General features: G+C 40.0%; 11 protein-coding genes. 7 read left to right on the top strand and 4 right to left on the bottom strand.

The window, feature by feature from the left end:
* A partial coding sequence (locus CK510_RS09625; protein WP_143289257.1) for a DNA polymerase III subunit gamma/tau occupies positions 1–1,283 on the bottom strand: 1,283 nt, incomplete at its 3' end.
* Between the two features lie 457 nt (positions 1,284–1,740).
* On the opposite strand from CK510_RS09625, the gene CK510_RS09620 reads away from it, so the two are divergent.
* The 5 genes from CK510_RS09620 to CK510_RS09600 all read left to right on the top strand — a co-directional run bounded on the left by CK510_RS09620 (position 1,741) and on the right by CK510_RS09600 (position 13,410).
* Positions 1,741–2,421, top strand: a complete 681-nt coding sequence (locus CK510_RS09620; RefSeq protein ID WP_095721497.1) for a hypothetical protein — start codon at positions 1,741–1,743, stop codon at positions 2,419–2,421.
* Positions 2,422–2,944: 523 nt separating this feature from the next.
* Entirely contained in the window at positions 2,945–8,005 is a 5,061-nt protein-coding gene (locus CK510_RS09615; protein ID WP_095721496.1) for a CHAT domain-containing protein, read from the top strand.
* A gap of 700 nt (positions 8,006–8,705) precedes the next feature.
* Entirely contained in the window at positions 8,706–11,123 is a 2,418-nt protein-coding gene (locus tag CK510_RS09610) for a phosphoketolase family protein (RefSeq protein ID WP_095721498.1), read from the top strand.
* A gap of 548 nt (positions 11,124–11,671) precedes the next feature.
* The gene (gap, locus tag CK510_RS09605; RefSeq protein ID WP_095721495.1) at positions 11,672–12,718 is read left to right on the top strand and encodes a type I glyceraldehyde-3-phosphate dehydrogenase; all 1,047 of its coding nucleotides are present in this window, start codon (positions 11,672–11,674) and stop codon (positions 12,716–12,718) included.
* Positions 12,719–13,053: 335 nt separating this feature from the next.
* On the top strand, positions 13,054–13,410 hold the full coding sequence (locus tag CK510_RS09600; protein ID WP_095721494.1) for a DUF6464 family protein: 357 nt from the start codon (positions 13,054–13,056) through the stop codon (positions 13,408–13,410).
* Here CK510_RS09600 and fmt read toward each other — a convergent pair.
* Complete coding sequence (gene fmt / locus CK510_RS09595) at positions 13,407–14,405, bottom strand: methionyl-tRNA formyltransferase (RefSeq protein ID WP_095721493.1); 999 nt, start codon at positions 14,403–14,405, stop codon at positions 13,407–13,409. The two genes, CK510_RS09600 and fmt, sit on opposite strands and share 4 nt — an antisense overlap.
* A gap of 941 nt (positions 14,406–15,346) precedes the next feature.
* On the opposite strand from fmt, the gene CK510_RS09590 reads away from it, so the two are divergent.
* Positions 15,347–16,648: a hypothetical protein gene (locus tag CK510_RS09590; protein WP_095721492.1), complete on the top strand. Its 1,302-nt coding sequence runs from the start codon at positions 15,347–15,349 to the stop codon at positions 16,646–16,648.
* A 263-nt stretch (positions 16,649–16,911) separates the two neighbouring features.
* On the opposite strand, the gene CK510_RS09585 is transcribed toward CK510_RS09590, so the two are convergent.
* Positions 16,912–17,307, bottom strand: a complete 396-nt coding sequence (locus CK510_RS09585; RefSeq protein ID WP_095721491.1) for a slr1601 family putative cell division protein — start codon at positions 17,305–17,307, stop codon at positions 16,912–16,914.
* 277 nt (positions 17,308–17,584) lie between these two features.
* Positions 17,585–17,683, bottom strand: coding sequence for a photosystem I reaction center subunit XII (psaM, locus tag CK510_RS09580; RefSeq protein WP_095721490.1), 99 nt, complete (start codon positions 17,681–17,683; stop codon positions 17,585–17,587).
* A gap of 198 nt (positions 17,684–17,881) precedes the next feature.
* Here psaM and CK510_RS09575 point away from each other — a divergent pair, with 198 nt between their 5' ends.
* Positions 17,882–19,168 (top strand): FGGY-family carbohydrate kinase, encoded by a 1,287-nt coding sequence (locus CK510_RS09575; RefSeq protein WP_095721489.1) that lies wholly within the window; start codon positions 17,882–17,884, stop codon positions 19,166–19,168.
* The last annotated feature ends 43 nt before the right edge of the window (positions 19,169–19,211 follow it).

The raw sequence follows: 19,211 nt of genomic DNA, 5'->3' as shown, positions 1-19,211 counted from the left end.
ACTGGTGGTTGATTGACTGGTTGTTGATTAACTGGTGGTTGATTAACTGGTGCTTGATTGACTGGTGGTTGATTAACTGGTGCTTGATTAACTGGTGGTTGATTAACTGGTGGTTGATTAACTGGTGCTTGATAATTATTTGTGGAATGGTTTGATATTGGTGCAATATTTGTAGCTATTAGTTGCTGTTGCTGTGCAGAAGGAAGCAAACCGAGTATGGTGACTTCTAACCACAGCCTGGGTTGGGTAGTATTTTTTAGCTGAACTTCAGCGCTACGTAAATGCTGCTGTCCGACTAATATGTTGTTAATACTGAGTTTTTGGGAAAATTGAACCAGAGAAAGCCAAGTTTCTTGCGTACAAGCGACCAAATCTCCACGATTGGGTGCTGTTTTGGCAATGAGTAAGTCGCGGTAAAAGCCTGCGAGATTTTGCAAGACTACTAATGGTTCCCGTCCTCTATCTAGGATTTTGCGAGTACTATCAATTATCGCTTCTCCATTGTCTGATGCGATCGCACTCAGCAACCCCAATAAATCTTTTTCACTAACAGTACCAACTAAATCCCAAACTTTATCGGGTGTGACTTCCCCTGATAATAAACTTAATTGGTCGAGTAAACTTTCAGCATCTCGTAATCCTCCCTGGGATAGTTGTGATATTAAAGTAATTGCGCTTTCGGAAATACTAATATTTTCTTGAATCGAAATATAAGTTAAATGTTTTACTAATGAGTCTAGAGGTATTCTTCTAAAATCGAATCTTTGACAGCGTGAAATAATTGTAGGTAATACTCTTTGGGGGTCAGTTGTCGCCAGAATAAAAACAATATGTTTCGGTGGTTCCTCTAGTGTCTTAAGTAGCGCATTGAATGCCTGGGTACTTAACATATGACATTCATCAATCGCATAAACCTTATAGCGACACTGCACGGGAGCAAACTGCGATCGCTCGATAATTTCCCGAATGTTATCAACACCAGTATTGCTGGCTGCGTCAATTTCGATTACGTCAATCGAGTAACCTTTAGAAATTCCCTGACATACATCGCATACCCCGCAAGGAGTCGCTGTTGGTTGTGGACTGTTAAGACAATTTAACGATTTGGCGAGGATACGGGCACTCGATGTTTTTCCCGTACCACGAGGTCCCGTAAACAAGTAAGCTGGGGCAATCCTCGATGTACTGATAGCATTTGTAAGAGTGGTTGCGATCGCTTCTTGCCCCACCAATTCTGCAAAGCTTTTTGGGCGATACTTGTGGTGTAGGGGTTCGTATGACATGGTTATCGCGATTTCAACGCCTAAGAAGTGGACAATTTACACAAGCGCCCTATTTGAGCCTATTTATTTTAAACGTAGTTAAAGACAATTTTTTGTCACTAGTACAGTGTCACATAAATAAATGAACTATTTATATTGACTGAAAGCCTTGCAAATAAACGAATACTCATCCGATATCTTCTTCCTCAGTTCGATATTTTTGTACTAGTACATCACGGCGCAAACAAAGTTACCATTTAAAGTGGCTAAAAATCTCATAGAATGTTATTTCTTTCCTTTACTTTTGCCTTGTAATACTAGAGTATTTTTCTACATGAAAAGTATTTAAACATTTAATAAATTAATGAATGTTGATAATAATTTGTCTGTAGATTTTATTTAATTTATACACTCCTATGAGCGTAGCCCTGTGGCTACAATCTTAGGGTACACACCAACGAATGAAGGGTGCATGTAGATGTTCAAAAAGCTCATTCAGTGGCTTAAAGGTCTTTTTCAAGGTTTGTTGGGAGTTAAATCAAGCCCAACAAAAATCAGCGTAAATGCTCAACAGAGAGCAGTTCCTCCCCTAAATGACACAGATTTGGAGTTTTTATTTAGCGAACTTTTGGAAGGAGTGAATCAAGCACGGGGACATGCTTGGGCAGTAAAATGGTTACACAACATTGAACACCGTGTTTCTACTGAACGCTGGGTTGAATGGCTGGGGGGATTTAGCGATAAGTTAATGGCATCATCTGCTCCAAATAACGAACTAGCCTCGCGATTGATACAACTTGGCGAATTAAATGTTGGTGAAGTTGGCGATATTGCCTACAACATCGGGATGAGTTTAATTACGCGGAACCAACAAGAACCTATATGGGAGTATAGCGGACCAGATACAGTATCAGCCTTGGAGATAACCTCAGAAAAAATAAGCGAACCCATCCAAACTATTATCTCAGAAGACAACACTGAAGGCGATTTTCAAACCGTTACCCTCGATCAGCTATCTGAACTGATGCAACAAGATGGTAATTTACGCCAAATTGTTGCTCAACAGGTGGGGATTGAAAGCGATAATCCAGAGGATATCATTCAGGCTTTGGTGGATCAGTTCCAAGAGACTGCTCAAGTCGCAACCGAAGAACCATGATTCTAGTTCAATAGTACTATATATTTGAAAAAATGGGGAGTAGAGAGATGCTAATTTCGATGAATTCAAATGTCAATTACAATACAAGTCAAAAAAGTTTGGAAGTGAATTAAAAATAGCTAATAGATTTTACCTTCTCAGATAATTCGTAATGCGTAATGCGTAATTCTCAATGCTCCATCCCAATTTAATTGTTTGCTCAAGGAAATATAGCGCTAAAGCCAGTTTGAGTGCTATGGTAACTTTTGTTTCTCAAACAAATGTAGTTAGGTATTGACAGATAGTATTTTATTGGTTATTTGGTATTTTCTACTGGTGCATATTGTTGTAGGGAATGGGGTTGAGTCGTAGTAACTTGGGTTAGTAGTAAACAAACATTTTAGTTTTAGGGTGTAATTCTGATTCGTGGAAGACTACATAATAATGTGCGATACGTCTTTGGTGTTAAGCTCCGCTTATCGTCAAAATCCCAAAAAACATCCGAGTGTACTGTAGATACCCAAGCGGTTAGTGAAGTTGCTTAATGCTTAAAAAGATTTTCCAACAACTCTTTGGCAAAGAACAGGAGCGTTCTTCCCGACAGGTAGCACAGCAGACTATGATGCGATCGCTACCTGAATTAACGAATGCGGATTTAGATTATTTGTTTAGCCAGCTTTTGGAAGGTGTAGCGCAAGTGCGGGGGCAACAATGGGCTATCAAGTTCCTCCATCGCATGGAAAACCGCATCAGCGAAGAACGTTGGCTGGTTTGGTTACAAAATTATGGCGATCGCTTACTTGCTTCTCCTGCTCCTAATGATGATTTGGCGTTTCGACTCGTACAATTTGGCGAGTTGGAAGTTGGAAGCATGGGAGATTTAGCCTATGAGATTGGGATGCAATTGTTAGCACGTAATTCTGGTAGCGAGTACTGGCAAGATGTTAGCAGTGAACCAATGGTTGGAGGAATTGAGATACATGTACCTGTTGCTGGTGTAAATGAAGTGGAAAGCAACTCTCTATTGCCTCCATTACCTCCACTTGTACAAAATTCCCAAATATTTGAACAAGATTTGTTCTCAAATCAATATGGTGAATATTTTCACAAAGTAGAAAGTGAGGAAGGTATAGAGTCAGATGTGATATCTAATTTCGAGATTACAAATTTTGAGACTGCGATCGTAGATATTATCAACTTAGATGAGACAACTTCTTTTGTCCCTCTTGATACTCCTGGGCAAGATTTAATCAGAGCATTTGGTGATGAGTTATGGGATAATTCTCAACAAGAAACTGTATCTCATTCACTCAATCCGGAATCGCTCAATATTACGGATAACTCGAATATTAGTAGTGATGCAGTTGCAAATATAGCTGAAGAAAATGTAGTATTTACGACTTTTGATGCTGACGTTGTAAATTCTGTAGAAGATGTTTATGTAGTAGAAGAGATTTATTTAGAAGATTATCCTCTCGATAATACAGAAGAAAATATAGAATTAGACACATATAATTACGATTTTGTCAATCCTATAGTTATCAATTCAATTCAGGAGAATTCTATAGAAGATAATTCTATAGAAGATTATGAACTAGAGGAAAATGCAACATTCACGAATTTCAATAATCAAGTAGACAACCAGTTAGAAAATAATGTTTTAGAAGAAAGTACTTCAAATCAATCATTCTTAGATGAATTTGGGGAAGAATTATCGACTATATCCCCCTCATATCTAACTTCTGAACCTATAGTATCGGAAACATACACCGAACCAGAAGCAGAATTAAATCAATCGCTATCTAGTTTCATTTCTGAAGATTTTGTCTCTGATGAAGCAGATAATATTATAGCAAGTCTAAATTCGGAAAATATAGAATTAGAGATTACTGATACTTCCCTAGAAGATAGTCCAGGGCAGCAATTATTACGAGAATTTGGTGAAAGTTTATGGGGTTTAAATTCTAATCCAGCAGATATTATAGAGATTGGAGAAGAAAGAATACAAGAAGTAGAAGAAACACGAGAAATAGAAGAAACAACTACATCAGCATCTTTCACAGGAGAAGAATGGGCACGAATTATTGATGAAAACTTTGTTGAATTTTTTGTTCCAGAAACAATAATTTCTGTACCATTACAACCTCCATCAACACCTGAGCAGGAAGTACATACTAACTTAGATATAACATTTGATGAAGCTTTAAATGATTCCAGCATAAATGAACTGGAGGCAACTACATCTAGCTTTGGAATATCGAACTTTGAAATAACATCTGAAGCAGCAGAAATAGAACTTGTTGATTTTAAAAAACAAACAGCCGAAAATCAAACAACAGAAAATCAAACAGCAGAAAGTCAAACAGTAATAAATGAAAGCTTTGAAATAGAAATTGTAGCAACAGAAAATTCAATAACAAATAATTCAAAAGAAAGCAATATTGACGATGACTTCAATGCTCCAATTATGCCTGTCACCAGGCAAAAATTTGAACCTGCGACAAATACCAAAATTGATGAGACACGAATCAATTTACCGTCAATAATTGCTATAACTTTCGATGAACTATGGATTAGGTTGGGGCAAAGTACAAATCTAGTTGAACAACTAGCATCTGGGTTACTAAATCAAGGAAATACACAACAATTATCCATAGTTGGTGAACCAAATCAAGCAAGTACACAAGCTCAAGCACAAGCATGGTATTATCAAGGACTTCAACAGACAAAAAATGGGGATTTAGCTAGCGCGATCGCATCATACGATCAAGCGATCGCATTGTCTCCTGATGCCTACGAATATTGGTTTAATCGCGGTTTAGCGCTATTCCATCTGGGTAAATTGGAGAATGCGATCGCAAGTTATGAAAATGCGATCGTCATTAAACCCGATTATTACAAAGCATGGTTTAATCGAGGTGCTGGTTTAGGGGAACTCGAACGCTTTGACGGAGCTTTAGCGTCATTTGATAAAGCGATCGCACTCAAATCAGATTATGATGAAGCTTGGTCAGGTAAAGCCTTAGCATTATTAAAATTAGGTCAAACAACAGCAGCAATTTCCTGTTACGACAAAGCAACCCAACTCGAACCCCAAGATGCACAAGCTTGGTATTATCGCGGAGTTGCTTTGTCAGAAAATAAACTTTATGCCGAAGCAATTACCTCATTTGATGAAGCAATAGAAATTCAACCGCAGTATCATTTAGCTTGGTTTAATCGTGGTTTAGCACAGGCACAATTAGAAGAGTGGGAAGATGCGATTACTTCCTATCAAAAAGCCTTAAAATCTCAACCAGCTTCCTACGAACTTTGGTATTTACGTGGTGTAGCCTTAGATAAATGTCAGAGACACGAAGATGCAATTGACTCCTATGATAATGCTCTGGCTTTGAATCCCGAATTATACGATATTTGGATTGACAAAGGCGTAATTTATGCAAATTTGGGACAATGGCAAGAAGCAATTTCCGCTTGGGATAAAGCATTAGATATCCAACCAAATCTTTACATAGGTTGGTTTAATAAAGCGATCGCACACGAAAAATTAGGGCAACCGGAAGAGGCAATTCTCGCTTACTATGAAACTGTAACGATTGAACCTAATTTCCATATCGCTTGGTACAATCGCGGATTGTTGCTGTTTGCCATCGAGAAATACGAAGACGCGATTTTGTCCTTTGACTATACATTACAGTTACAACCCGACTACTTAGAAGCTTGGATGGCAAGGGCAAATGCAGTTGAAAAATCACCAGGATTTGACTTTTACCTCAGTTCTCATAGTGCGATCGCATCCGCAAACCCTTCATTAACAGCACGGGGGAATGATGGTAAGTTAGCAACTTACGCCGCAGCAGTCAACTACATAGACCAAAATACCTATCCCGAAGCTTGGGCAAAACTATATTTAACCCTTGGTAATGCTTATTATGACAGAGGTAAGCACAATAGTTTTATCAATGAAGATTGGTCACAAGCAATTCATGCATATAACCAAGCATTACTAACAGCGACTCCAGAAAATTTCCTGGAACTGCATTTAGAAGTTCTGCAAAACATTACGAAAGTTTTACTAGGTTTTGGTGATACAAACCAAGCACAGCAATTCCAAACCTACGCAGCAAATTTATTGACAAATGCTTTAAATGAGACGAATCGTTCTGAAGAAAGTAAAAAAGCACTAGCATTAAAATTTGCTAGTTTTGGACAACTTGCTGTAGATATTGCCGTTCAACAAGGTGAATTAGTACAAGCATTAGAAATTGCCGAATCGGGTAAAAATAATTGTTTAAATTGGTTAATATCAGATTCACCTCAAAATATTTCTTCCCCCAATTACGACGCATTTCAACAACTCGTAAATTCGACAACTGCCATCATTTATTGGCATATTAGTCCATCAGGATTACGCAGCTTCATTGTCAAAAAGAGTCATCCCGAACCATTACTTGTTTTTACACCCATTTTTAGTATTGGGGAAATGGATGAGTTACCAATTCCGGAAGCAGTCGAGCGCTTAACAGCATTTGAAGATTGGCTTGAAGATTGGCAACAAGAATATCATAAATATCGCCATATTGGAATTGGAAATATTGGAATTGGAAATCTAGACCAAAATCAAGATTCTTGGGAATATTCGTGGCAACGGGATATGCTCCATCGCTTGCTAAAACTTCGCGAGATATTGAATATTTCTGCTATAGAACACGAACTTGAAGGGATTACAAAATTAATTATAATTCCCCATCGAGAACTATTTAAACTACCTATACATGCCCTTTTTCAGATTGAACCTCCCCACGTAGAATTAACTATTACTTATCTTCCCACTGCCGAAATTGGATTATCACAACTAAATAATTCTTGGCATTTAGAACAACAATCTTTACTTAGTGTAGAAGCACCAAATACTCTAGGTTACAAAGAATTAAAATCAACAAAATTAGAAACCGAAGCAATTACCCAGATGTTTCTTAAAATGAAACGCATTCTGGGAGAAAAAGCGACAAAGGAAGCAGTTACAAATGAAATAAAAAACTATAATATTCTGCACTTCACAGGTTACATTGCCGAGAACATTATTTACCCACAAAAATCAGAATTATTGCTCGCAATATCAGATACACTTCCCCTCGAAGAAATTAGCAAAAACACTTTAGCTAATTACAACTTAATTACCCTATCCGCAGGTGAAATAGCTAATAGTAATCAGCAAATGATTACATCTAGATATACATCAGAATGTGTTGATATAACTAGCGTATTCATGAAACAAGGTGTCAACCATATTGTGAGTACACAATGGATGATAGAACCTGGAGCAAATGCATTAGTAATGGTGGAATTTTACCGCAGATTAAAACAAGGGAAATCAGCCACAGTCGCATTAAATGAAGCAACTATCTGGTTGAAAGAATTAACCGTAGATGATTTAAAGAAATGGTATGATATTCTTCTAAGAAAATCACCTTTAGGTGGTGTGAGAATACAGTCACTTGTTGCGACTCAGCTATCTAGAACTAGCAATATGAGTACAAATGAAAAGTTATATAGTCATCCATATTATTGGGCAGGATTTAAGATTAGCGGCAATTTAGATTAATTTATTAAACCTCATCTACCTTACGTCACAATGACGCAGCAGGATAATCAAAAACTCGCTTGTTCCAAAATGGACGAGGTTTAGTGTTTACTACCGATCAAATCTCCTAAAACTTCTTCTCTCTGCAACTTTGCCGAACTTTGCTGGGTATTTATCTGTATTTATCCGCGTTAATCTGTGTGCATCTGCGGTTTTTATCTCTTATATATTAATACGCTTCAATTAAGGATTATTACTGCGATAAATAACCAACGAACAAATAATTTTCAGTCAAGCTTGGAACTTGGTAAGTTGTAGATTGAAATTTCATTTAATTCACTGACTGTAAAAAGATTATTAGCTATATTTACCAAAAAATAATAACCTCTATCTCCAGATATATTTTTCTTTTTTTGGAAAATATTTCCAAGTTATCCAGCTTAAAATCATTGGATTTGTACTTACCTAAACAATTATTAAATAATCTATCCTGTAAGTAGTTTTTCTGGTAAATTGACAGAGAAAGGTATCAACAGCGATTGTGACAACTCCTGGTGATTCTAAATAGTAATGGAATATCCTTTCAAGAGAACTATACCTAATATTTTCTCTAAAATTTGGGAAACATTGCTCATTAGTGGGGTTAATCTCAAATCAACAGACAAATAAACTAGCAGACTCAATAAATCCTATCCAAATCAATTTGCTGCCAGGTGCGATTATGACATTAGCAATTTCCACCACATCAAAGCCTTTAAATGAGCAAGAACTACACCAAATAAACGCTTATTGGCGAGCTGCCAATTATCTCTCAGTCGGACAAATATATCTACTCGATAACCCACTTCTCCGAGAACCTTTAAAACTCGAACACGTAAAACCCCGATTACTTGGACATTGGGGAACCACACCAGGTTTAAACTTTATTTACGCTCATCTAAATAGAATCATCAAAAAACACGACCAAAGCGCAATTTATATTGCTGGTCCGGGTCATGGTGGTCCAGGTTTGGTAGCAAATACTTACTTAGAGGGAACCTACAGCGAATATTACCCCAACATCTCCCAAGACACCCAGGGAATGCAGCAACTATTCAAACAATTCTCCTTCCCCGGAGGTATCCCCAGTCATGTAGCTCCAGAAACCCCCGGTTCCATCCATGAAGGGGGGGAACTTGGTTACGCACTTTCCCACGCTTACGGGGCAGCATTCGACAACCCAGACTTATTAGTTGCTTGCGTCATTGGTGACGGAGAAGCCGAAACCGGACCACTTGCAGCTAGCTGGCACTCAAATAAGTTCCTCAACCCGGCAACCGATGGTGCTGTTTTACCCATTCTCCACCTGAACGGCTATAAAATCGCCAATCCAACGGTTTTAGCCAGAATTTCCAACGAGGAATTAGAAAGTTTATTTATTGGTTACGGTTACAAACCTTACTTTGTCGAAGGTTCCGATCCCGAAGCGATGCATCAACTCATGGCAGCAACTTTAGATACGATCGCTGAAGAAATTCGCGGGATTCAAAGGGAAGCGCGAGTACATGGGTTTACCAAACGTCCCCAATATCCGATGATTATTCTTAGAAGTCCCAAAGGATGGACAGGACCAAAAGAAGTTGACGGTAAAAAAACAGAAGATTCTTGGCGATCGCACCAAGTCCCATTTGGCGAAATTGCCAAAAAACCCGCACATCTCCAGCTTTTAGAACAGTGGATGAAGAGTTACAAACCCGAAGAACTCTTCGATGAAAACGGTAAATTAATCCCAGAATTAGCAGAACTCGCACCCAAAGGACAAAAACGCATGGGTGACAATCCCCACGCTAATGGTGGTGTATTGCTGCGGGAATTGAGAATGCCAGACTTTGCCAATTACGCAGTCGATGTACCAAAACCAGGTTCAGTTGTTGCTGAAGCTACCAAAGTCACTGGTAAATTCCTCAGAGACGTGATGAAGTTGAACTCGGAAAGCAAGAATTTTCGAGTATTTGGACCCGATGAAACCGCATCGAACCGATTAGATGCAGTGTTTGAAGTTACAGATAGAACCTGGGATGCCAAAATATTACCTGAAGATGACCATCTTTCTCCAGATGGTCGAGTGATGGAAATTCTCAGCGAACACACCTGTCAAGGTTGGTTAGAGGGATACTTATTAACAGGTCGTCACGGGTTTTTCTCCTGTTACGAAGCATTTATCCACATTATCGACTCCATGTTTAACCAACATGCCAAGTGGTTAAAAACGACCTTGGATATACCTTGGAGAAGACCTATAGCTTCGTTAAATTATTTACTAACTTCCCATGTATGGCGACAAGACCACAACGGATTTTCCCACCAAGACCCAGGTTTTATCGACCATGTGATTAATAAGAAACCAGAGGTAGTGCGAGTATATTTACCACCAGATGCGAATACTTTATTATCAGTAACAGACCATTGTTTGCGAAGTCGTCATTATGTAAATGTGATAGTCGCAGGCAAACAGCCAGCATTGCAGTATCTCAACATGGATGCAGCAACTAAACACTGTACAAAGGGTATTGGCATTTGGGAATGGGCAAGCAGCGACATAGCTAGCGAACCCGACGTTGTGATGGCATGTGCAGGGGATGTTCCCACATTAGAAACCCTAGCTGCGGTAGATATATTGAGGAAGCACATCCCCACCTTAAAAATTCGGGTGGTAAATATTGTCAATTTGATGAAATTGCAACCGCAAACGGAACATCCCCACGGTTTGTCAGATAAAGATTTTGATTCGATATTTACCACCAATAAACCGATTATTTTTGCCTATCACGGATATCCCTGGTTAATTCACCGTCTCACTTACCGTCGGACAAACCATAAGAATTTGCACGTTCGCGGTTACAAGGAAGAAGGAACCACAACTACACCATTTGATATGGTAGTTTTGAACGATTTAGACCGATTCCACTTAGCAATGGACGTAATCGATCGCGTTCCGATGTTGGGATATTCGGCAGCTTACATCAAGCAAATGTGCCAAGACAAACTCATCGAACACAAGCTGTATATTAACCAGCACGGTGAGGATATGGCAGAAATCCGCGATTGGGTTTGGCAAGATATTGGTGCGAATACCAAAATAGGACACGAAGGCAGTTAAATATACCGTAGGGGCAAACAACCGTTTGCCCTAATTTTATTGCGATTGGGTGATACGATAAATTGCGATCGCATCAAATTACAAACCCAGGAAATCGGGTTCCTACCCCCACGAAAAATCTCATGCCTAAGTACAACCAAACCCAGGAAGTCGGGTTCCTACCCCCACGAAAAATCTCATGCCTAAGTATAACCAAACCCAGGAAGTCGGGTTCCTACCCCCACTAAAAATCTCATGGCTAAGTACGACCAAATCCAGTAACCCGACTTCTAACCCCACGTAAAAAACCTGAAAAACCCGACATGCGATATCTTAAATGAGCGATCGCGATAAGCAAAGCTTAATGCCAAAGGCATATCGCAATTTTTCCCTCCCATATCCAATCTCCTCACAAATCTTAAAACAAGCCAATTAAATCCGCTTTCCTAAAATGCTACTGTCAGGATGAATCAAATCGAGTCCCCAGCTAAAAGCGATTCTGGCTACACCTCAATGCCAGCAATGAGAAAACAACCGGACTTGGATCAACAGTAAAAGGAGGATTGAACTTGGCTAAGTTGAAAGTAGGCATCAACGGATTTGGACGCATTGGACGTTTGGTGTTTCGCGCTGGTATGAACAACCCAAACATCGAGTTTGTTGGCATTAATGACCTTGTACCCCCCGATAACCTCGCGTATTTGCTAAAATACGACTCTACCCACGGCACATACCAAGGTACTATCGAAGCCAAACCCGATGGTATTGTGGTTGATGGTAGGTTTATTCCCTGCGTTTCTGTTCGCAACCCAGCAGAATTACCTTGGGGTAAATTAGGTGCAGATTATATTGTAGAATCTACTGGCTTCTTTACCGACTTTGCAGGGGCTGAAAATCACTTAAAAGCAGGTGCGAAGCGGGTTGTCATCTCCGCTCCCACCAAAGACCCCGAACATGTACAAACCTTTGTAGTTGGTGTAAACCATAACTTATTCGACCCCAGTAAACATGCGATCGTCTCGAATGCAAGCTGTACAACAAATTGCCTCGCACCAATTGCCAAGGTAATTGAGGATAACTTTGGCTTGGCTGAAGGGTTAATGACCACAGTTCACGCAATGACAGCAACCCAACCCACTGTAGATGGTCCCAGTAAAAAAGACTGGCGTGGTGGACGGGGTGCAGCACAAAATATTATCCCATCTTCAACGGGTGCTGCGAAAGCTGTAGCCCTAGTTTTACCCCAATTAAAGGGTAAGTTGACAGGGATGGCTTTCCGCGTTCCTACTCCTGACGTTTCGGTAGTTGATTTAACTTTCAAAACGAGTAAATCCACTAGCTATAAAGAAATCTGTGCGGCAATGAAAGCAGCTTCCGAAGGGGAATTAAAGGGGATTCTGGGATATACAAGAGATGAAGTTGTTTCCACAGATTTTCAGGGAGACGTGCGATCGAGTATTTTTGATGCTGGTGCGGGTATTGAGTTAAATTCCAACTTTTTCAAAACTGTGTCTTGGTATGACAACGAGTGGGGTTACTCAAATCGAGTAATTGACCTCATGTTATCGATGGCACAAAAAGAAGGAATTTTGCCCGGTTTGCTGGTTACTGCATAAACCCTAGTTCTGCCAGTATTAGAAATCTCCAAACACAAAATGTAGAGACGCGATATATCGCGTCTCTACATTTTGTATTAATTCCGCCTTAATTAATACCATTAACAAAACATTCATAGTGAACTATATAGTAAATGGCTAATAGATAGACTTTTATCTTCGCACAAAAACTCAAATAAATACTCCGCGTAACTTTGCGTTTACCTCGGCGTTCCTCTGCGTTTCAAAGTCAATTTATAAGCCATTTTTACTGTAATTAGAATATTAACTCAGTCGGGTATAAGCAACAAGTGCGTTAACGTCCTATTATGATGTAAAGCACTTTGTACAAGCCTATGGAGCCAGAGAATTTACCAACCGAAGTAATATTGACGCATCCACGTCAATCCCTTGGCAATGTAAAACTAGATTGGATGCCACAACCTGGAAATTATCTAGATTTAGAAGGAAAAACCTACGCAGTTTTAGAACGTCGGCATCAATACCAGCTAAAATCTGGACGTTACTGCTTACATAAAGTTGCTGTTTACGTCCAGTCAGCACAACGTCCAATCGAAAAAAGTTTAGTACAAGGACGCTGGGTAATTGGTGATGCAACATGTCGCTATAATGCTCTATCAGAACTGCTTCGCTGTGTAGTTAAACCAGATGGTCCCTGTAAACTTTGCCGCGATCGCGAAAGTTCTGACTAACCAAGTAATTCTCCCACATTTAGCCGCATTCCATTAACTAAATCCCATCCAGACAAAGGACGCTTTCCTGCTGGTTGAGCTTCGTGGAGCAACAAAAAACCATCTCCTGTTTTTACCAATGCTCCCATCCCCTTGATTATACTGACAACTTCCCCAGGCTTTGACGAAGAAATCGATAAGTCTGGTAATTTTTGCAGTAACTGTTGATATTGCTGGGGTAGTTCAATTGAATTATTTTCACTGAGGGGAATAGAAGCTGTAATTTTTAAAGGTTGTTCGCGAAAATTTGTAACGCAGTTGGGGTAAAAGCCTCGAATTTGATTATGTAATTGAATCGCGCTTTTTGACCAGTCTAATTTATAGTCTTCCTTTTTGATTAAAGGTGCGTAGGTTGCCAGATGGTTATCTTGAGGAATTGGTTGAATTTCTCCAGCTTCGAGTTTAACCAAAGTTTCTATTAATAAATCAGCACCAAGAGTTGACAGTCTTTCTGCTAAAGTATTGGCATTATCCAGTAAATCTATCGGGGTTGTTACTTTTTGTAACATCGCCCCAGTATCCATCCCGGCATCCATCATCATGGTGGTAATACCTGTCTCAGTTTCATCGTTATACAAACACCATTGAATTGGCGCGGCTCCTCGGTATTTTGGTAAAATCGAACCATGCACGTTAATACAACCAAGTTTAGGCATATCCAAAATTTCTGGGGATAAAATTTGTCCGTAGGCAACCACTACAAATGCATCTGCACCAGATTGTTTGAGTTGAGTCAAGGTTTCTTCATCTTTCTTTATCCTTGAAGGTTGCCAAATCGGTAAGTTGTGGGTTAAGGCAAGATTTTTTATTGGTGAAGGAGTTAGTTTATTTCCACGTTCACGTCGTTTATCAGGTTGAGTCACAACAGCCAAAACTTCAATACTTGGGTGATTAAGTAGTTTCTCGAGGGTAGGAACGGCAAACTGTGGTGTACCAAAAAAGATTATTTTCGTCATTACTGATTTTCTCCGATCGCACATTCAACTAATTCTTTCATGAAACAAAATTTTTCATTGCTTGCTTAAGTACAAAATGTCGCACAAGCTACGGAAAAATAGTTATTATTCGGTTGAGCGATCGCGATTTATGAAATAAATTAAGTAACCGTAGGCAAATTTTTTTATTGCCATAGGGAGACGAATATAACCAAGTAGAGCTATAATGTTGTTAGCTACAAGCATAGCTCACATCTACCTCTTTAGTTTTGACTAGTTTCTTGTTCCCAAAAGATTTAAGAATTGTTCCACAAGCCTGCTGGTTGAAATTTATCCCATCCAACCTACCAAAAGCACAAACTTAAAAACCATATCTTGGATATATCCATTGGTACTTGGCTTTTGAAAATTTGAATAGTGAGATTCTACAATCAAATTACTTCTAATCGGAAGTAAGAAAAGGGTGACTTGTATACTTGTGTATTTCGCTAGTCAGTCTCTCATGTCATGCTGTTATTACAGCCAAATATTTACACTCCGCAAGATTAAGTAACTAACAGTAAATATCAACCAGGTTAGTCGCAAACTGCCTCCGTCTTCCTAAAGCTTTGATGCGATCGCTTATTTGAACCCTCCATAAGTACAGGATTTAACGGACATATTTTATACAACATGTCATGATAAATATGGTAAGGTGGGTCAAGATTGTGAAAAATATCATTTGTCTTCAGGAAGTACTCGATACCACACTGTATCTATAGTTAATTACTTCAATTTAGTTCCCAGAGGTGCGTACGTAGTACATATCTATTTTGTGTAAAAACAATATTTTGTGTAAAATAATGCAAAAGTTTTGTTAAAAGCAGGAGTTCCCTGTTATACATGTAATAAGTTTGTCTGGATTCGCTGTCTCGGCATTTCTCTTCACACAGCAACACCCCCCCCTTTTAGAGAGCCAACAGATGCTGAAAACCCTTTTGTTGTCAGGATGGTTTCGCGTACAACCATTTTTAAAGTATGTTGTACTCGTGATGCTAATTGCGCCTTTTGTGGCAGCTAGCAGTCATGCAACATCCGTAACGCAGTCAGGAGTAATAACGTATGCTTCGACTTCTGTCACCAATGATGCTGGCTCTGCGTCAGTAAAAACCCCAGGGGTTGGTGATTATGCTGTAAATCAAGTATTACTCAATCAAAGTCAAGATAATTTGTCGGCAGAGATAATGGGACCAATGCCGATGCAAATGGCAGCTGTTGTCGAACCGCGATTGTTAGGAAGAGATAGAAATTCTTCACTAGAAGCAGAAAATCCTCAAGGGACAGAACAGCCAAATAGGGACCCATTTGCAACCGTAGAGTTAGCTCCACTGGCAAATTCAGAAGAACGAACATCTGAGCTTCCCACCAGTCAGGATGATTTGATTGAAAGATTAAAAATTGCGAAGAACAATTCTTTGGTGGCAGAACATCAAGCTTCATTGTACGCAGCTAAAATTAACCCGATTCGCGAATCACGGTCGAATTTTAACGACCAGATAGCACCTGGGGGAGCGAATGCGGCAACACAACAAGAATCGGAAGACCCATTAGGTAGTGCTTATCCAATTCCGATGAAATGGATTGCCCAAACTCAGGAATCTATGGGTAGTAAGGGTGGTGGTGTTGGCTATTACCGTAGCGTTCCCGTTATTTCCCCTGATGGACGTTATGCAGTATACAGCCGTGTGCAACTCGAAGTTAATCCAGAACAGCATAACAGTCGTGTCAGCAGCGTTTTGTTTATCGAAGACCGAAAAACCAAACAATTGCGGGTTGTGACATCAACATCCCGTAACCGAGATGTGTTGATTAACGTTAAATCCGCGCCTGACGCTAACGGTGAAGGAACAATCGGTGTATTAGTTCCTGTAAGTTGGTCGGAAAAAGGGGATCGCTTCCTTGCCCGTCGATTTGAAGGTGTGATGAATACATCTGATGTCAACGACTACGCAGTAATTTGGCATCGCGAAAAAGACCGTACAAACACCGTTGGTCCGGCAGTCCAAGAAAGCGATCGCGAAAAAATTTCGATTCTGTTAGGTTGGAGCAAGTCACAACCCAACCACGCATTATTCCGTGCGGGTGAAATGGGTGAAGAAGATTGGTCACTACTTACCGTTGGTGATGACGGCAAAACGGCAAGTGCAACCGATCGCGATCAACCTGTGACTTTTGGGAACCAATCCACGCAAGTTTGGGCAGGTCCCCAAGTAGCTTATCGATAAACAGATTATTGCAGATAGAATGCCTAGAACCAAAAATCTGGACACGCTCAAAAAGAATCCCGTTCCTGCTAGTTGCGAGAACGGGATTCTTTTGCTTACAAGTATTCAATTTCTTATAACCTGAAAATTATTTTTGGCTTTTTAATTACTAATAAATGAATAGCTATATAGTTACAAAGGCATGTAAAACTGCTTATCAACTATTATCTTCAGATAAGCATCCAGAGCTTAAGCTGAATAGTTCCTTCGGAAGATATTTTGGACTATTCTGAATCCCCCTTTTCCATGTCCTTGATCACCACTTGGCGTTGATTTGGGTCGAAACGATATCCCTGAAGCTGCATATTTCTTTTTGTTTGGCGCGGATCAAAATTAAGGCTAAACTCAGTCTGTAAGTTGCCAACACGGGCTTCCATTTGATTAACCTCAGTGCGAACAGCGCGTAACTTCTCTTGCTGCGTCCAGTGGTAGGGTAAAAGTTGTACCAAAGCCGATATTGCAGCGGTCGAGATGGCGATATTAACACCAATTTTCACAGTCGTTTCCAGTGCCATAACTCGGCGCGATCGCTGATGCAAGTGCCGATGTGGTCTAGGAGTTGTCCGTTTTTTGGGCGTTGGTTGTTGTAGCGGGGGTCTGGAAGGTTGGATGGCATTCATAAGTTTAGGAAGAGAAACCTCGCTCTTGGGAATAGCTATGCCGCAAGTATGGTTTATTTTAACTAATGCGGTTTAGTTTTGCTGCCATATTACTGTATTTTCCAGAGTTTGCCACGGTAATTCCACTGTGAGAATGGGAACCTGGCAGTTTCAGTAGGTATTTTCACCCGAATGAACGCGAATAAAACCGTCAAATCAGAGAATTACCGATTCTCCTGCCAGGTGACTAGGGATTTACTGCAATACTCTCGCGATCGCAACAAATCCCTAGCCAGTTTTAGTTTTTGTACAGTTCAGTCGCTAAACGCCAAGCCAAAAGTCCTGGAATCAGGGCAACAACAAGGGCAACATAGACTTGGGTATCTGATAATGACATCGCGTTAGTTCTCCTATCTACAAATTCATTTTAAAGACTTCGTTTACTACTTTTCCTTGTTTTGCTTGGAATGGGGAATATCTTGTTACAAGATGCAACATAATTGGGGAATTGGGCATTGGGAATTAGTTAATTAAAAAATATTTAGTTTGAGTTTTTGTCAAGATATTGTATTAAAATTTAAAATCTCAACAAATCATGAGTTTGTATTTAGGCATTGACTTTGGGACTTCTGGTGCGAGATGTGTAGTCATCGATCGGGAAGGGCAAGTTCAGGCAGAGGGTCGTTATCCGTTTAATATGGTAACGGTGGCGGATTTGCCTAGCTCCTGGCACGAGGCACTGTTGGCGCTACTGGGGCAAATTTCCCTAGATATTAGGAAAAGAATTAAAGCGATCGCAATTAATGGGACTTCGGCGACTGTAATGCTGTGCGATGCCGCAGGAAAACCTGTAGATACACCCTTACTCTACAACGATGGGCGGGGAGCGGGTTTGTTAGAACAACTCAAAAATATTGCACCACCAAATCACACGGTATTAAGTGCTACTTCTAGTTTAGTCAAACTACTTTGGTTCTCGCAGTTAACAACATTCCCCCAAGCCAGATATTTCCTTCATCAAGCCGATTGGTTAGGATTTTTGCTGCATGGGCAGTTGGGTATTAGCGATTACCATAATGCTTTGAAGTTGGGATATGACATAGAAAAATTAAAATATCCAGATTGGTTGACAAAAAAGCTAAATTTAGCAATTGAGTTGCCGAAGATTCTCACACCAGGGGAGCCAGTAGGAACAATTACTGAAGAAATTGCCACCCGCTTTAATTTTCCCTCAGATTGCCTAATTTGTGCCGGAACCACCGACAGCATCGCGGCTTTTCTTGCCAGTGGAGCCAAAACCCCAGGAGAAGCGGTAACATCTCTCGGTTCTACCCTTGCTGTTAAATTACTAAGTCGTACCTATGTAGAAGATTCGCGATATGGCATTTACAGTCACCGCTTTCCCAATTTTGGTCAAGAGACAAACAAACAAGAAAAGGACTTATGGTTGGTGGGAGGAGCTTCTAATACGGGTGGTGCAGTATTACGGCATTTTTTCTCAAATGCAGAATTAGAGAGCCTCAGCCGCGAAATTGACCCAGGTAAAATCAGCGAATTAGATTATTACCCATTGTTGAAAGCTGGGGAGCGTTTTCCCATTAATGATGCAAATTTACAGCCTCAATTAGAACCACGTCCAGAAAATAACGCAGAATTTTTGCATGGGTTATTGGAAAGTATCGCCCGCATTGAGGCAAGGGGATATGAATTATTGCAGGAATTAGGAGCAGATAAACTAAATTGGGTTTATACAGCAGGTGGAGGTGCAGCAAACCCAACTTGGACAGCAATTCGTCAGCGATATTTAAAAGTACCCGTAAAATCTTCAGTCAATACAGAAGCAGCATACGGAAGCGCATTGTTGGCAATGCAAGGAACGTAGAGACGACCCGATGGGTCGTCTTGCATTTATATTTATATTTATA

Source organism: Brunnivagina elsteri CCALA 953 (genome assembly GCF_002289455.1).
In the GTDB taxonomy this organism is placed as follows: domain Bacteria; phylum Cyanobacteriota; class Cyanobacteriia; order Cyanobacteriales; family Nostocaceae; genus Brunnivagina; species Brunnivagina elsteri.
Note: the sequence above shows the minus strand (reverse complement) of the source record. Positions and strands in the feature narration are given on the sequence as shown.

Bases quoted from the DNA above. Each gene is read 5' to 3' on its own strand.
- CK510_RS09585 (WP_095721491.1), bottom strand. From the start codon at position 17,307: ATGAATGCCATCCAACCTTCCAGACCCCCGCTACAACAACCAACGCCC.
- CK510_RS09620 (WP_095721497.1), top strand. From the start codon at position 1,741: ATGTTCAAAAAGCTCATTCAGTGGCTTAAAGGTCTTTTTCAAGGTTTG.
- CK510_RS09575 (WP_095721489.1), top strand. From the start codon at position 17,882: ATGAGTTTGTATTTAGGCATTGACTTTGGGACTTCTGGTGCGAGATGT.
- CK510_RS09610 (WP_095721498.1), top strand. From the start codon at position 8,706: ATGACATTAGCAATTTCCACCACATCAAAGCCTTTAAATGAGCAAGAA.
- psaM (WP_095721490.1), bottom strand. From the start codon at position 17,683: ATGTCATTATCAGATACCCAAGTCTATGTTGCCCTTGTTGTTGCCCTG.
- CK510_RS09590 (WP_095721492.1), top strand. From the start codon at position 15,347: ATGCTGAAAACCCTTTTGTTGTCAGGATGGTTTCGCGTACAACCATTT.
- CK510_RS09615 (WP_095721496.1), top strand. From the start codon at position 2,945: ATGCTTAAAAAGATTTTCCAACAACTCTTTGGCAAAGAACAGGAGCGT.
- fmt (WP_095721493.1), bottom strand. From the start codon at position 14,405: ATGACGAAAATAATCTTTTTTGGTACACCACAGTTTGCCGTTCCTACC.
- CK510_RS09600 (WP_095721494.1), top strand. From the start codon at position 13,054: ATGGAGCCAGAGAATTTACCAACCGAAGTAATATTGACGCATCCACGT.